General features: G+C 69.3%; 16 protein-coding genes. 7 read left to right on the forward strand and 9 right to left on the reverse strand.

Features of this window, described 5'->3' with window-relative positions:
• The first annotated feature begins 31 nt into the window (after positions 1 to 31).
• Entirely contained in the window at positions 32 to 445 is a 414-nt protein-coding gene (locus ACE3T2_RS16080) for an HIT domain-containing protein (protein WP_374659135.1), read from the forward strand.
• On the opposite strand, the gene ACE3T2_RS16085 is transcribed toward ACE3T2_RS16080, so the two are convergent.
• Together ACE3T2_RS16085 and ACE3T2_RS16090 are read right to left on the reverse strand one after the other, a co-directional pair.
• Positions 442 to 1188: a hypothetical protein gene (locus ACE3T2_RS16085; protein ID WP_374659137.1), complete on the reverse strand. Its 747-nt coding sequence runs from the start codon at positions 1186 to 1188 to the stop codon at positions 442 to 444. The two genes, ACE3T2_RS16080 and ACE3T2_RS16085, sit on opposite strands and share 4 nt — an antisense overlap.
• Before the next feature lie 8 nt (positions 1189 to 1196).
• Positions 1197 to 2066 carry a CoA ester lyase gene (locus tag ACE3T2_RS16090; protein ID WP_374659139.1) on the reverse strand — a complete coding sequence of 290 codons (870 nt, stop codon included), beginning with the start codon at positions 2064 to 2066 and terminating at the stop codon, positions 1197 to 1199.
• A 57-nt stretch (positions 2067 to 2123) separates the two neighbouring features.
• On the opposite strand from ACE3T2_RS16090, the gene ACE3T2_RS16095 reads away from it, so the two are divergent.
• Positions 2124 to 2507 carry a DUF2237 family protein gene (locus tag ACE3T2_RS16095; RefSeq protein WP_374659141.1) on the forward strand — a complete coding sequence of 128 codons (384 nt, stop codon included), beginning with the start codon at positions 2124 to 2126 and terminating at the stop codon, positions 2505 to 2507.
• 42 nt (positions 2508 to 2549) lie between these two features.
• Here the strand turns inward: ACE3T2_RS16095 and thpR are convergent, their stop codons facing one another.
• Positions 2550 to 3086 (reverse strand): RNA 2',3'-cyclic phosphodiesterase, encoded by a 537-nt coding sequence (gene thpR / locus ACE3T2_RS16100; RefSeq protein WP_374659143.1) that lies wholly within the window; start codon positions 3084 to 3086, stop codon positions 2550 to 2552.
• A gap of 127 nt (positions 3087 to 3213) precedes the next feature.
• Here thpR and ACE3T2_RS16105 point away from each other — a divergent pair, with 127 nt between their 5' ends.
• Positions 3214 to 3963, forward strand: coding sequence for a Bax inhibitor-1/YccA family protein (locus tag ACE3T2_RS16105; RefSeq protein ID WP_374659145.1), 750 nt, complete (start codon positions 3214 to 3216; stop codon positions 3961 to 3963).
• 80 nt (positions 3964 to 4043) lie between these two features.
• On the opposite strand, the gene ACE3T2_RS16110 is transcribed toward ACE3T2_RS16105, so the two are convergent.
• Positions 4044 to 4379, reverse strand: a complete 336-nt coding sequence (locus ACE3T2_RS16110; RefSeq protein WP_374659147.1) for a DUF2794 domain-containing protein — start codon at positions 4377 to 4379, stop codon at positions 4044 to 4046.
• A 397-nt stretch (positions 4380 to 4776) separates the two neighbouring features.
• Here ACE3T2_RS16110 and ACE3T2_RS16115 point away from each other — a divergent pair, with 397 nt between their 5' ends.
• A complete protein-coding gene (locus ACE3T2_RS16115; protein WP_374659149.1) occupies positions 4777 to 5517 on the forward strand; it encodes a hypothetical protein in 741 nt (246 codons plus the stop codon).
• Positions 5518 to 5529: 12 nt separating this feature from the next.
• On the opposite strand, the gene ACE3T2_RS16120 is transcribed toward ACE3T2_RS16115, so the two are convergent.
• Complete coding sequence (locus tag ACE3T2_RS16120; RefSeq protein WP_374659151.1) at positions 5530 to 6222, reverse strand: DUF1223 domain-containing protein; 693 nt, start codon at positions 6220 to 6222, stop codon at positions 5530 to 5532.
• Positions 6223 to 6381: 159 nt separating this feature from the next.
• The gene (acnA, locus tag ACE3T2_RS16125) at positions 6382 to 9066 is read right to left on the reverse strand and encodes an aconitate hydratase AcnA (RefSeq protein ID WP_374659153.1); all 2685 of its coding nucleotides are present in this window, start codon (positions 9064 to 9066) and stop codon (positions 6382 to 6384) included.
• 210 nt (positions 9067 to 9276) lie between these two features.
• Between acnA and ccmA the strand changes: the two genes are divergently transcribed.
• A complete protein-coding gene (ccmA, locus tag ACE3T2_RS16130) occupies positions 9277 to 9879 on the forward strand; it encodes a heme ABC exporter ATP-binding protein CcmA (RefSeq protein WP_374659155.1) in 603 nt (200 codons plus the stop codon).
• Complete coding sequence (ccmB, locus tag ACE3T2_RS16135; RefSeq protein WP_374659157.1) at positions 9876 to 10541, forward strand: heme exporter protein CcmB; 666 nt, start codon at positions 9876 to 9878, stop codon at positions 10539 to 10541. Before ccmA ends, ccmB begins: the two co-directional genes overlap by 4 nt.
• Positions 10542 to 10553: 12 nt before the next feature.
• On the opposite strand, the gene ACE3T2_RS16140 is transcribed toward ccmB, so the two are convergent.
• Positions 10554 to 10943 carry a GFA family protein gene (locus ACE3T2_RS16140; protein WP_374659159.1) on the reverse strand — a complete coding sequence of 130 codons (390 nt, stop codon included), beginning with the start codon at positions 10941 to 10943 and terminating at the stop codon, positions 10554 to 10556.
• A 126-nt stretch (positions 10944 to 11069) separates the two neighbouring features.
• Here ACE3T2_RS16140 and ACE3T2_RS16145 point away from each other — a divergent pair, with 126 nt between their 5' ends.
• Positions 11070 to 11891, forward strand: a complete 822-nt coding sequence (locus tag ACE3T2_RS16145) for an acyl-CoA thioesterase (RefSeq protein WP_374659161.1) — start codon at positions 11070 to 11072, stop codon at positions 11889 to 11891.
• 146 nt (positions 11892 to 12037) lie between these two features.
• On the opposite strand, the gene ACE3T2_RS16150 is transcribed toward ACE3T2_RS16145, so the two are convergent.
• Positions 12038 to 12574 (reverse strand): hypothetical protein, encoded by a 537-nt coding sequence (locus ACE3T2_RS16150; protein ID WP_374659163.1) that lies wholly within the window; start codon positions 12572 to 12574, stop codon positions 12038 to 12040.
• Positions 12574 to 13476: a LysR family transcriptional regulator gene (locus ACE3T2_RS16155; RefSeq protein WP_374659165.1), complete on the reverse strand. Its 903-nt coding sequence runs from the start codon at positions 13474 to 13476 to the stop codon at positions 12574 to 12576. Before ACE3T2_RS16155 ends, ACE3T2_RS16150 begins: the two co-directional genes overlap by 1 nt.
• Between the last annotated feature and the right edge of the window lie 49 nt (positions 13477 to 13525).

Below are 13525 nucleotides of genomic sequence, written 5' to 3' on the forward strand. Positions count from 1 at the left end.
AAGTGACACGGGCGCCCCTCGCGGCTACGCATTGGGCATGTTCGAGCCCGATCCCGCCTTTCTCGCGACCTCCCACGAACTGGGCGACCTGGCCCTCTGCCAGGCGCGCCTGCAGGACGACGTCCGCTATCCCTGGGTCGTCCTGATCCCGCGGGTCGAGGCCGCGCGGGAGCTGGAGGATCTGTCGCGCGAGGACCTGGCGCGGCTGACCGACGAGATCCTGGCCGCCGGCCGCGCGGTGCGGGCCCTGGGGGCCCAGGTCGACAAGCTGAACGTCGGGGCGCTGGGCAACGTCACGCCGCAGCTGCACGTGCACGTAGTCGGCCGCCGGGTCGGCGACCCGGCCTGGCCCGGCCCGGTCTGGGGGCACAGCCCGGCGCAGCCCTACGAGGCCGAAGTCCTGGCCATGGCCCTGGTCTCGGCGCGGGCGGCGCTGGGGCTCTAGTCGCGCTTCAAGGTGACGGGGATGCGCCGGCCGCCTTCGTCCAGCTCGCCGCTCCATTGGCCGTTGGCCGCGGCCGTCAGGCTGAGCACGGCCGCGCCGCCGCCAGGGCGCGGATAGAAGGTGGCGTTGATCTGGCCGCCGATGCGCTGGATGTCCGAAAAGAAGCCCGACGCGTCGGCGACGCCCGGGCGGCGGGTGTCGCGCCAGGCGCCCTCGAGGCTGGCCTGGTTCTTGTCCACCAGCAGCAGGGCGTAGAGCGCTCTCCCGTCGCGGCCGGCCAGGGTCCAGCCGCCGTCCATGGGCCCCTGCAGCCCCTGGGCCGAGGCGAACGAGGCGCGCAGGCGGTTCTCGTAGTTCTGTTCGACGGAGTTCAGCGGCGCCTCGGGCGTCTTGTCGTAGTCGTCGATATTGACCGGAGCCGAGAGCTGCGGCCGCCGGCTGGCGTAGGACGGCGGCGGCGAATAGGCAGGCGGCCCATAGACCGGGGCGCTCGGCGGAACCGAAGCGTAGGGGAAGGTCGACTGAGGCAGCGGAACCGTCGCGGCGGCAGGCGGCGGCGCGGACGGGGCCGGACCGGGCGTCGCGGGCGGCGGGGCCGCGGGCGCGGTTCCTTGGGTCTCGGCGGTCTCCTCGTCGATCTGGTCCAGCAGCGAGCCGATCGGATCGACCACGTCCTGCGCGGTCGCCGAGGATGCGGCGGCCAGGGCCAGCAGACCGATCGATGCCTTCAGCAGCTTCCTCAAATCACGCCTCACGCCGCGGCGATGGCCTCGGCGACGGCGAGAACCCGCCGAGCCTGCGCCAGATGCAACCGCTCAACCATGCGCCCATCGACTTTAATGACGCCTTTAACCGTGTTTTCCGGCGAATCGAAGGCCGCGACCACCGCCCGCGACCAGGCGACCTCGTCCGGCGTCGGACTGAAGGCGGCGTTGGCCGGCCCCACCTGGCTGGGATGGATCAGGGTCTTGCCGTCGAAACCGAACTCCAGGCCCTGGCCGCACTGGCGCGCCAGGCCCCCTTCGTCGGAGATGTCGTTGAAGACCCCGTCCAGCACGACGAGGCCGTGGGCGCGGCCGGCGGCGACGATCAGCGACAGCGGACCGGCAAGGGCCGCGCGCTCGACGCTCAGGCGGCAGCGCATCTCCTTGGCCAAGTCGTTGGTGCCGACCACCAGGGCCGAAAGGCCGGCGCCTGCACGGGCGATCTCGTCGAGGGTGAACAGCGCCGCACAGGTCTCGATCATCGCCCAGAGCGCCACGCCGCCGGCCTCGACCGCGCCATAGGCGCGCACGTCGTGGCCGCTGGAGACCTTCGGGACCAGGATGGCGTCCGGCGCGGCGTCGATGGCGGCGGCCAGGTCCTCGGTTCCCCAGGGGGTGTCGAGGCCGTTGACCCGGATCACCACTTCGCGGCGGCCAAAGCCGCCCTGGCGCACGGCGGCGACGGCCTGGTCGCGGGCGAGGGCCTGGTCGCGGGCGAGGGCCTTGGCCTCAGGCGCGACGGCGTCCTCCAGATCGAGGATCACCACGTCGCAGGGCAGCTCGCGCGCCTTTTCGATGGCGCGGACGTTGGCGGCGGGCATGTAGAGGGCGCTGCGGCGCGGCCGGTCGGCGATCACGGTCCAGCTCTCCGGTCAGGATGGCGAAGCGCCACTCATAGGGGTTAGGATGGCGCCATGACCACCCGCTACGACGCCGACGCGAAGAATGTGCTGGGGGGCGAGCTGATCCCCTGCTCGCTCGATCCGGTCACCGGATTCTTCCGCAACGGCTGCTGCGAGACCGGCCCGCACGATGTGGGCTTGCACACCGTCTGCGCGGTGATGACCGCCGAGTTCCTGGCCTTTTCCAAGATGGTCGGCAACGACCTGTCGACGCCCGTACCGGAGTACGGCTTTCCCGGCCTGAAGCCGGGCGACCGCTGGTGCCTGTGCGCCCCGCGCTGGAAGGAGGCGCTGGACGCCGGCGCCGCCCCGCAGGTGGTGCTGGCCAGCACCCACGAGGAGACGCTGGCGATCGTGCCGCTGGGGGTGCTGAAGGACTACGCGGTCGAGGCGTGATCCCGATCGGGCCGGCGCTATTCGCCGTTCGTCGTTCCGGCCTCAATACAGCGGATATTCCCGCTCCATCCGGTACCAGGAGCCCTGGTCGGACTGCCAGCTGGAATAGAGGCCGAAGCTGGTGACGCGGAAGGGCTCGGTGCGCAGGAGGTTGTTCTCCTGGATCCAGGCGGCGACCTCGGCCGGGTTGGGCCGGCGCAGATAGGCGAGCGTGACATGGGGCTTGTAGGCGCGGGTGTCCGGCTTCAGCCCGGCGCGACGGGCGGCGATCTCGCACGACCGCGCCAGATGGCGCAGGCGCTCGTTCTCCTCGACCCCGGCCCAGACGGCATGGATGTCGGCGCCCTCGCCGAAAGCCCCGACCCCGGCCAGGGACAGCTCCAGCGGCCCGCCACCAACGGTGGTCAATTCGGCGTCGAGGTCGGCCGCCCGGTTCTCGGGCACGTTGCCGACGAAGCGCAGGGTGATGTGGAAGGCCTCCTGCGGCCGCCAGCGCGCGCCGGGCAGGCGATCCTGGCGCGGCAGCAGGTCGGCTCCGATCTCCTCGGGAACGGCGATGGCGGCGAACAAGCGGATCATGGCGAGACTACCTAAGGTGCTGAGGTTCTGACGCAATCGTAATCGCCCAAGCCTTGCAAGGATGCAGAACCGTCACGATATTTGGGGCTGCGCCCACTCGGGGCGCCAGCAAAGGGCCCATTCTCTGATGAGCGACTTCAACCGCGGCTACGCGCGCACGGTCCCCGCAGATCGCGCCGACATGTCGGTGGACGCGGGACTTCGTAGCTTCATGCTCGGCGTCTACAACAAGGTAGCGCTTGGTCTCGTCCTTTCGGCCGCTCTCGCCTTCCTGACCGGCGTCTTCCCGCCCGTGCGCGACCTGATGTTCAGCGTCTCGCCCACCGGCAAGGTCGGCTACACCCTGCTGGGCATGATCGTGGCCTTCGCGCCGCTGGTCGTGATCCTGTTCGGCGCCTTCGCGATGAAGAACGTCACGCCGCGCTCGTCCGGCATCTATTACTGGACGATCGTCGCGCTGATCGGCGCTGGCCTCGGCGTGCTGACCTTCGTCTATACAGGCGCGTCGATCTTCTCGACCTTCCTGATCACCGCGGCGGCGTTCGGCGGCCTGTCGCTGTTCGGCTACACCACCAAGAAGGACCTGACCGGCTTCGGCAGCTTCCTGATCATCGGCCTGTTCGGCCTGATCATCGCCAGCCTGGTCAACATGTTCCTGCACAACGGCATGATGGGCTTCATCATCAGCGTGCTGGGCGTGTTCATCTTCGCGGGCCTGATCGCCTACGACACCCAGCGCCTGAAGATGAGCTACTATGAGATGGGCGGCGACCAGACCGCGCTCGGCGTGGCGACCAACTACGGCGCGCTGAACCTGTATCTGAACTTCATCAACCTGTTCCAATTCCTGCTGAGCATCTTCGGCGATCGCCGCTAGGATCCAGAGGAACCGAGTTTCGCAGAGCCCCGGCGGGAAACCGCCGGGGTTTTTGTTTTGAGATCCCCACAGTGGGGGAGTTACTCCACGACCTTGAAACGGCCCTTGTCGAAGAAGCGGAGCACCTGCTCGAGCTCGTGGCCGCGGCGCAGGATCATGCCGCCCTGGCCGATAACGGCCCAGGCGCCCTGCCGACGGGCCAGGGCCGGGCGCTTCTCAATGCGATAAAGCGGCGCCTCGGAGGCGCGGCGGAAGACCGAGAAGACGCAGGCGTCGGCCAGGGCGCCGATGCCGTAGTCGCGCCATTCGCCAGCGGCGACCATGCGCCCGTAGAGAGCAAGAAGACGGTCGAGCTCGCGGCGCTCGAAAAAGACCTGAACGGTCCGGGCAGGCTGCTGTTGCGGATCAAGCGCCATCGAAGGTAAGCGTGCCCCAAATCGCCGCGCTCGACAAATATTCTGTTCACGGCGCAGCTGAGTTGCGCAGGCGCCACGACCTCCGCCAATTCTAAAACAGCCGTAATGTGCCGCCATGGAAAGACCTTATTTCGGTCGTTAGCGCGCCCGATCCGCCCTCGATAGTCACATTGTCGGTTGGTCGGAACTGCTGGTCCCGGATCCTGAACAGCCCCCCCAGCCCCCCTGGATCGGCCTTCGGCCAACCGACGCTTCTTCATAGAATACCCCCCAAAGCGAACCCGCGTGGTCCCCCCCAGCCACGCGGGCTTCGTTTTCTCCGGGGCCGGGCGCACAACCCTGCCTTGCCGTCGGCCAGGGCCGCGATATGGTCGAGCTCCTGGTGGGGGAACAATCCATGTCTAAGATCGGAAGTCGTGCGGGCCGCTGGCCCATGGCCGCGGCCTTGGCCGCCGGCCTGTTCCTGGCGCACCCGGCGACCGCCGAGACCCTCACCCGCGAAGCGGCGATCGCCCAGCTGAACAGCGTTCCGCTGTATCCCGTGCTGGCCAAGCACTATCCGGCCACCTACGCGCAGGTCGTCGACGGCCTGGTCCAGGGCGCCAACAGCGGCCGCCGCTACAGCGAGATGGTCGCCGAAACGAATCAAATGGTCGCCACGCTGGTGGCCGAGCAGGGCGCGAAGGCGAATGTCGAGAACACCGTGGGAATGCTCTCCCTGACGCGCGATCAGGCCAAATCGGCCCTGGCCCGCGACCCTGGCTATTGCCTGTCGGTGCTGGGCGTCCGGGCCCACGATATGGCCGCGATCAACGCCTTACCCGAAGAGCTCACCAAGCGTGAAATGGCCTTGATGGTGAAGCTGCTGGAGCAGACCGCCCTGAATCCGGAGCCGGCGCCGCCCGAGAAGCTGGCGCAGAAGAAGCTCGAGGCCATCGCCATGCAGGCTTATGATCGCCTGCCAAGTGACGAACTGCGGGTCGCGCTCCGCGCAATCGAAGGCGATCCCAAGAAGGCGACCTCGCCGCTCGAACAAACCGCCTTCTGCGAGTTCAGCATCGCCATGTTCGACATCATGCTGGCCATGCCCCCGATCGAAGCCGCCCAGACCTTCAAGGGCATCAGCGCGATGCGCTGAGGAGGCGCCCGATCAGTCGCGGAGCGCAGCGGCGATGATCCGGCCGCCGTCGGCGCCCTGGACGATGACAGCGGTCTGCAGATCTTCCTCGCCCGCCTGAGGCAGGCGATAGGCGGTGGGGCGGCCCTTCCAGGGGCCTAGGCGCTTGATCTCGCGCACCACGTTGCGGTGCTGGACCGTCTGGCCGCGGTTGTCGCCCTTCTTGACCACCACGTCCTGTTCGCGCGGGTCGTAGCGCACCATCCACACCTCGGCGCCGCCGCGCGGGACCTTGCCCGAGCCGACGTCGACGCGGCGCTGGCCGATGAAGGCCATGTCCGGCGGATCGGCCGGGGCGCGGGCGGCCTGGGCCATCAGCCGATCGACCTTCTCGGCCTGCAGGCCGCCGGCCTGGGCGTGGCCGTCGACCACCACCTGGGGCGTATAGGGCTCGCGCAGCTCGAGCCGTGCGACATAAGCCTTCTGGCGGGCGGTGAACTCGGGCTTGGCGAAGGTGTCCGACCAGCCCAGATAATCCCAGTAGTCGACTGGGAAGGTCAGGGCGAGCACGCCCTCGCGCTGAGCCAGCTTGGCCAGGTAGGCGTTGGCTTCGCCGCAGGAGGCGCAGCCCTGGGCGGTGAACAGCTCGACCACGACCGGCGGCTTGGCGGACGCCGCTACGGGCGTCGCGCAGAGAATGAGGCTGAGCAGCGCGGCCTTACGCATCGCAGCGCACTTAAGCGGACTTCCCTGAGCTTTGGATTTCAACAAGGCGTGACCGGCTTTCGAGGCTCGCGGAATCGAAGAGGGGGCCTGCACGGGCGGCAGACCCCCTCCGTATCGATGGTCTACCTCTCCGCGAGGGAGAGGCAAGCCCGTCTTTGTCTAAGAGGCCCGCGCGAGATTGCGCAGCACGTAGTTCAGGACGCCGCCGTTCTTGAAGTATTCAAGCTCGGTCGGCGTGTCGATGCGGCAGCGGACCGGGAAGCGGGCGATGCGGCCGTCCGACGGACGGTACATCTCGACGGTCAGCTGCTTGCGCGGGGCAAGCTCGGTGAGGCCACGGATCGTGACGATCTCCTCGCCCGTCAGGTTCAGCTTCTGCCAGCCGTCCTGGGTGAACTGCAGCGGCAGCACGCCCATGCCGACCAGGTTCGAGCGATGGATACGCTCGAAGCTCTCGGCGATGACCGCGCGGACGCCCAGCAGCTTGGTGCCCTTGGCGGCCCAGTCGCGCGACGAGCCGGTGCCGTATTCCTTGCCCGCAAACACTACCGCCGGGCGACCTTCGCCCTGGTAGCGCATCGCCGCGTCGTAGATCGACATGACGTCGCCCGACGGGAAGTGCTTGGTCACGCCGCCTTCGATTTCCGGCGTGATCTTGTTGCGGATCCGGATGTTGGCGAAGGTGCCGCGCATCATGATCTCGTGGTTGCCGCGACGCGCGCCGTACGAGTTGAACTCGGTGGCGGGCACCTGACGCTCACGCAGGTAGACGCCGGCCGGCGAGGTCGCCTTGATCGAGCCGGCCGGGCTGATGTGGTCGGTGGTGATCGAGTCGCCGAACACGCCGAGGATGCGGGCCTCGACGATGTCGGTGACCGGCGCCGGCTCCATCTTCATGTCCTGGAAGTACGGCGGGTTCTGCACATAGGTCGAACCCATGTCCCAGCCGTAGGTCTGGCCGCCGGACACCTTGATGCCCTGCCAGTTCTTGTCGCCCTTGAAGACGTCGGCGTAGCGGGTCGCGAACATCTTCTGGGTGACGTGCTTGCGCTGGAGCGTGGCGATCTCTTCCGAGGTCGGCCAGATGTCCTTCAGGAACACCGGCTTTCCATCCTTGCCTTCGCCGAGCGACTCGGTGGCCAGGTCGATGTTCATCGAGCCGGCCAGGGCGTAGGCGACCACCAGCGGCGGGCTGGCCAGGTAGTTGGCGCGGACGTCCTGGTTCACGCGGCCTTCGAAGTTACGGTTGCCCGAGAGCACCGAGCAGGCGACCAGGTCGTTGGCGTTGACCGCTTCCGAAATCGCTTCCGGCAGCGGGCCGGAGTTGCCGATGCAGGTGGTGCAGCCGTAGCCGACCAGGTTGAAACCCAGCGCGTCGAGCGACTTGGTCAGGCCGGCGGCCTTCAGGTAGTCGGTCACCACCTGCGAACCGGGGGCCAGCGAGGTCTTCACCCACGGCTTGACCTTCAGGCCCTTCTCGACCGCCTTCTTGGCGACCAGGCCGGCGGCGATCAGCACCGAGGGGTTGGAGGTGTTGGTGCAGGAGGTGATGGCGGCGATCACGACATCGCCGTTGCCGACGTCGAACTTCTCGCCGGCCACCGGCACGCGGGGCTCTTCGCCGGTCTTGCCGAAGTCCTTGGCCAGGGCGGCCTTGAATTCCGAGGCGGCGTCCGACAGCAGCACGCGGTCCTGCGGGCGCTTCGGGCCGGCCAGCGACGGCAGGACGGCGCCGAGGTCGAGTTCCAGGGTGTCGGTGAAGACGGGGTCCGGATCGCCGGCCTCGACCCACATGCCCTGTTCCTTGGCGTAGGCCTCGACCAGGTCGGCGCGGGCGGCGTCACGGCCGGTGGCGCGCAGGTAGTCGATGGTCGCCTTGGTGACCGGGAAGAAGCCGCAGGTCGCGCCGTATTCCGGGGCCATGTTGGCGATGGTCGCCTGGTCTTCCAGCGTCAGGCCGGCGAGGCCCGGGCCGAAGAACTCGACGAACTTGCCGACCACGCCCTTCTTGCGGAGCATCTGGGTGACGGTCAGCACCAGGTCGGTGGCGGTCGCGCCGTCCGGCAGCGAGCCGGTCAGCTTGAAGCCGATGACTTCCGGGATCAGCATCGGGATCGGCTGGCCCAGCATGGCCGCCTCGGCCTCGATGCCGCCGACGCCCCAGCCCAGCACGGCCAGGCCGTTGATCATGGTGGTGTGGCTGTCGGTGCCGACCACGGTGTCGGGATAGGCGACGGCCTCGCCGCCCTCTTCGTTCAGCCACACGGTCTGGGCCAGGTATTCCAGGTTCACCTGGTGGCAGATGCCGGTGCCGGGCGGCACCACGCGGAAGTTGTTGAAGGCCGACGAGCCCCAGCGCAGGAAGCGATAGCGCTCGATGTTACGCTCGTACTCGCGCTCCACGTTCTCGCCGAAGGCCTTGGCGGTGCCGAAGTAGTCGACCATCACCGAGTGGTCGATCACGAGGTCGACCGGGTTCAGCGGGTTGATCTTTTCCGGGTTGGCGCCCAGGGCGGTCATGGCGTCGCGCATGGCGGCCAGGTCGACCACGGCCGGGACGCCGGTGAAGTCCTGCATCAGCACGCGGGCCGGGCGGAAGCTGATCTCGTGTTCGACCGCGCCCTTGTTGTCGAGCCAGGCGGCCAGGGCCTTCAGGTCGTCGGGGCCGACGGTCGAGCCGTCTTCGTTGCGCAGCAGGTTCTCGAGCAGCACCTTCATCGAGACCGGCAGGCGGGCGACGTTCGAAAGACCGGCTTCCTCTGCGGCGCGAAGGCTGTAGTAGACGTAGGTCTTGTCGCCGACGACGAGTTCGCGGCGGGTTTTCAGGCTGTCGTTAGACGCCATATCAGGGATCCTTCCTCTGTTCTCGGCCGCTCTTGGACCACATCGGGGATCGCGCGCTTTTCGGGGCGGACACACAGCGTTCGTCCCAGCGCCGCGTACGCCCCCCAAGGTGGCGACGGCCGCGGGCGTCATAGGCCATACTGTCCTAACCGTCCATGTGCGCTGCGGTATTTCCTGGCCACTTGAGAATCACCCGCAAGGAGCGGCCCTTTGATCGGGCGCCTTGGGATCGAAAACCTGGCCCTGCGCCGGGGTGGGCGACTGCTGTTCGAGGGCCTGTCCTTCGCCGTCGAGGCCGGGAGCGCCGCGGCCCTGATCGGCCGCAACGGCGCGGGCAAGACCAGCCTGCTGCGGGCCATTGCGGGCCTGGCGAGCCTGGAGGCCGGGGCGATCACCTTTGGTGCGCTAGCGGCCGAGGACGCGCGCGCCGAGCACATCCATCTGGCCGGGCACCAGGACGGGCAGAAGCCGGCCCGCACCGCCTGGGAAGAGCTCAGCTTCTGGGCCCGCTGGAACGGCGCCTCTTACGACGCCGCGCGCCGTGCCGCCGAGCGGCTGGACCTGACCCGGCTGCTCGAGCTGGAGGTGCGGCGGCTGTCGGCCGGGCAGCGGCGGCGGTTGTCGCTGGCGCGGCTGCTGGCCGCGCCGCGCGCCCTGTGGCTGCTGGACGAACCGCTGAGCCCGCTGGACGCCGACTGGCGCGAGCGATTCGGGGCGATCATGGCCGAGCACATGGCCGGCGGCGGGCTGATCGTGGCGGCCGTGCACGACCCGCTGCCCATCCCCGCCCAAGCGGTGGAGATCGCGCCGTGAGCCGGGTGATCGCTCTTCTCTCGCGCGAGGCGGCCCTGGCCTGGGGCCGGGGCGGCGGCCCGCTGGTCTCGCTGGGCTTCTACGCCGGCGTCGCGACCCTGCTGCCGCTGGCGACGGGACCAGAGCCCGCGCGGCTGGCGGCGATCGCGCCGGGCGCGGCCTGGGTGGCGCTGGCGCTGGCCGCCCTGCTCTCGCTCGACCGGCTGTTCGAGCGCGACTTCGAGGACGGGGCGCTGGACCTGCTGACCCTCTCGCCCCTGCCGCTGGAGATCGCCTGCGCGGTCAAGTGCCTGGGCCAGTGGCTGGCGACCGGCGCGCCCCTGGCGCTCGCCGCGCCGCTGGCGGCCATCGCCCTGGGCGCCAAGCCGCAGCTGGCGCCGCTGGTCTTCGCCTGCTCGCTGATGGGCGGGCTGGCGTTCTCGTTCATGGGGGGGATCGGCGCGGCCCTCAGCCTCGGCGCCCGCCGCGGCGGGCTGCTGACCGCGGTGATCGTGCTGCCGCTGTTCGTGCCGCCGGTGATCTTCGGCGGCGGGGCGCTGGACGCCTTCGGCTCGGGCCTGCCCTGGCGGGCGGGTTTCGCCCTGCTGGCGGCCTATGCGGCGGCGGCGGTCGCGCTCGGCCCCGTGGCGATGGCCGCCGCCTGCCGCAACGCGCTGAGCTAGGCCCCGGCGACGCTATTCCGTCGGCCCTTCCGGGTATTGCGGCAGGCCGTCGTCCAGCACCAGCCAAGGCTGCTTGCTGGAGATCCAGATGTGCTCGGTCGGCTTGAAACGCTCGGGATCGTCCATGCTGCCGCTGGTCAGGCCCATCACCCCCAACGCCTCGCGCATCGAGAAGATCGTCGTGCCGCACTGCGGGCAGAAGCCGCGCTTCAGGCCTGGGGAGGAGTTCACGCTCGCCACCGGCCCGGTCAGCACCACCATGTCGATCTCGTAAAGCGCACGGGCGTTGAACGCCGCCCCGATGGCCCGCTGGCAGAGCCGGCAATGGCACACCCGCACATTGATCGGATCGCCCTTGGCTTCGTAGCGGACCGCGCCGCAGAGACATCCACCGGTGCACATGAGGCCACCTCCTGGCCCTTGAGATAGCGCGCGTCGCGTTCGCACGGGAGATGTGCTCTTCAGGCACTACCGCAAATCGAGCGACGCGGCCAAATTCGCGCCCGACGTGGGAAAGGGGGACGGATCATGGGCGCTCTGCAACAGGACACGGCCATCACGCGCGACGGCGAGCGGCTGACCGCCCTGCTCGACCCGGCCTGGAACATCTGGGGGCCCAATGGCGGCTATGTCGCCTCCATCGCCCTGCGCGCCGCGGGCGCGGTCGCGCCGGAAGGCCACCGCCCGGCGACCATCTCGGTCCAGTACCTGTCTGTCGCCAGGTTCGCGCCGGTCGAGTGCCAGGTCACGCCGGTGAAGACCGGCCGCAACGCCTGGCTGCTCAATGTCGCCCTGGTCCAGGACGGCAAGACCTTCCTTCAGGCTCAGGTCTGGACCACCAACAAGCAGGATGGCCCGGCGACCGCCGAGGCGGCCATGCCGCAGGTCGCTCCCCCCGAGGAGCTGAAGACCGTGGCCGAACACCTCGGGCCCAAGGCGGGCGAGATCACCGGCTTCTGGCTCAACCTCGACGTCAAGCCGCTGGTCTGGATTCCGTGGGACGGTCCGCGTCAGCCCGGCCCCGCGCGGTTGCGCGAATGGTTCCGCTTCGTCGGCTACGAGGATGGCGACGCCTTCCTGGACGCCTGCCGCCCGCTGCTGCTGATCGACACCCTGCTCTGGCCGACCCACCACCGCGGCCTGGTCGAGCGCCCGAATTATGTGGCGCCCAGCCTCGACGTCACGGTGTGGTTCCACGGCTCGGGCGCGGGCGCCGACTGGCTGCTGGTCGACGCCCACGCCGACACCGCCGGCGCCGGCCTCGTCCACGGTCAGGCCCGCATCTGGACCGCCGACGGCCGCCTGCTGGCCAGCGGCGGCTCGAACATGCTGCATGTGGCGCGGGCGTGACCAACAGTGTCGTCCCGGTTTCGACGCAGCCGACGGCCGGGACCCATGAACACCTGATGGAGCAGTATGGGGCTGGGCCTCATTCCTCGGCCAAAGCTCGAATAGGGCCCGGACAAGCGCTGCGTGCTTTCCGGGACGACACCGAACTATCGCTGCTCGAAAGCCATCACCCGCGCCAGGCTCTCCTCCACGTCCGGCGTTCCCGCGATCTCGATCACCGGGCAGGGGAGGGCGGCGAGCCAGGCGCGGTGCCGCTCCAGACTGCGGCCCGGAAAGCCCGGCGTGTCGTAGCCGCGCGCCCATTCGATGAACTCCAGGTGCGCGGCGTGCATCGCTCCGCCCGGCTCGATGGCCGAGCCGTAGCGCGCCTGCTCGCGCGCCAGCAGCCGCGCCAGCCGCACGTCCGGCGGCACATGCAGGAAGACCGCCAGGTCGAGGCGGGGGATGAACACCTCGCCCCAGCCCATCATCGACCCGGAGAGCGTCCAGCCCGGCTGGCCGGCCATCGCGGCCTCCATCATCGCCACGCGCTGCGCCTCCGGCCGCTTGGTGGTGAACGGCGGGTCGGTCGCCTCCCAGAAGAAGCTGTCCGTATCGAGGTGCGGCACGGCCAGCCTTTGCGCGAGGGCCGCGCCCAGGGTGGTCGTCCCCGAGGACGAGGCGCCGACGACGTGGATGCGCATCACCCCCACCGTCCCTCGGCGATGAAGGCTTGGAAACCGGCGACCAGGTGGTCGAACATCAGCCGCATGCGCCGGTGGCCCTTGAGGTTCTCGTGCATGGCGATCCAGACCTCCAGCTCGAACCCGAAGGCGTTGGGCAGGACCGGCGCCAAGCCGTAACGCCGCGCGATCTGGTGCTGGCAGGCGCCGACCCCGAGCCCGGCGCGAATGGCGGCGATCTGGGCCAGATCGTTGTCCGAGCGGAAGGCGAACAGCTCGCGCGTCACCTCGATCGGCAGGTTGAGGTCGGCCAGGGCCTCGATGCTGGGCGCCTCGCGGTCGAAGCCGACCACGCAGTGATCGGTCAGGGCTTCCAGGCTCTCGGGCGCGCCGTGGCGGTCGAGATAGTCCGGCGCCGCATAGAAGCCGACGCCTATGGCGCCCACCTTGCGCGCCACCAGGGCTCCTTGCGTCGGGCGCACCATGCGCACGGCGATGTCGGCGTCGCGCCGCGACAGGTCCTCGGCCTTGTTCGACAGCACCAGCTCCAGGTCGATCTCAGGGTGCTCCTTGCGGAAGGAGCCCAGGATCGCCGGCAGCACCTCGGTCCCGATGATCTGGCTGGCGGTGATGCGGATCGCGCCCTGCAGCGAGTCGGCCGCGCCCGAGGCGTCGCGCATGGCCGCCGCGGCGGCGGCGTACATCTCGGCCAGGTGCGGCTCGAGCTGGCGGGCCAGGTCGGTGGGGGTCAGCCCGCGCGGCGAGCGCAGGAAGAGCGGCGCCCCCAGCTTCTGCTCCAGCGCCTCGATGTGGCGCCCCAGGGTCGGCTGGGTCAGGCCGCGCGACTTGGCCGCCGCCGAAAGGCTGCCGGCCTGGAGCACGGCGTGCAGGCTTTGGAACAGATCCCAGTCGGCGTTCGCCATGCACCTATGAATAGCTGATCTGCAAAATTCGGCAATTACGGGCAGGCGC

The organism is Phenylobacterium sp. (assembly GCF_041919955.1).
GTDB lineage: Bacteria > Pseudomonadota > Alphaproteobacteria > Caulobacterales > Caulobacteraceae > Phenylobacterium.

Bases quoted from the DNA above. Each gene is read 5' to 3' on its own strand.
- ACE3T2_RS16095 (WP_374659141.1), top strand. From the start codon at position 2,124: ATGACCACCCGCTACGACGCCGACGCGAAGAATGTGCTGGGGGGCGAG.
- thpR (WP_374659143.1), bottom strand. From the start codon at position 3,086: ATGATCCGCTTGTTCGCCGCCATCGCCGTTCCCGAGGAGATCGGAGCC.
- ACE3T2_RS16105 (WP_374659145.1), top strand. From the start codon at position 3,214: ATGAGCGACTTCAACCGCGGCTACGCGCGCACGGTCCCCGCAGATCGC.
- ACE3T2_RS16110 (WP_374659147.1), bottom strand. From the start codon at position 4,379: ATGGCGCTTGATCCGCAACAGCAGCCTGCCCGGACCGTTCAGGTCTTT.
- ACE3T2_RS16115 (WP_374659149.1), top strand. From the start codon at position 4,777: ATGTCTAAGATCGGAAGTCGTGCGGGCCGCTGGCCCATGGCCGCGGCC.
- ACE3T2_RS16120 (WP_374659151.1), bottom strand. From the start codon at position 6,222: ATGCGTAAGGCCGCGCTGCTCAGCCTCATTCTCTGCGCGACGCCCGTA.
- acnA (WP_374659153.1), bottom strand. From the start codon at position 9,066: ATGGCGTCTAACGACAGCCTGAAAACCCGCCGCGAACTCGTCGTCGGC.
- ACE3T2_RS16140 (WP_374659159.1), bottom strand. From the start codon at position 10,943: ATGTGCACCGGTGGATGTCTCTGCGGCGCGGTCCGCTACGAAGCCAAG.
- ACE3T2_RS16145 (WP_374659161.1), top strand. From the start codon at position 11,070: ATGGGCGCTCTGCAACAGGACACGGCCATCACGCGCGACGGCGAGCGG.
- ACE3T2_RS16150 (WP_374659163.1), bottom strand. From the start codon at position 12,574: ATGCGCATCCACGTCGTCGGCGCCTCGTCCTCGGGGACGACCACCCTG.
- ACE3T2_RS16155 (WP_374659165.1), bottom strand. From the start codon at position 13,476: ATGGCGAACGCCGACTGGGATCTGTTCCAAAGCCTGCACGCCGTGCTC.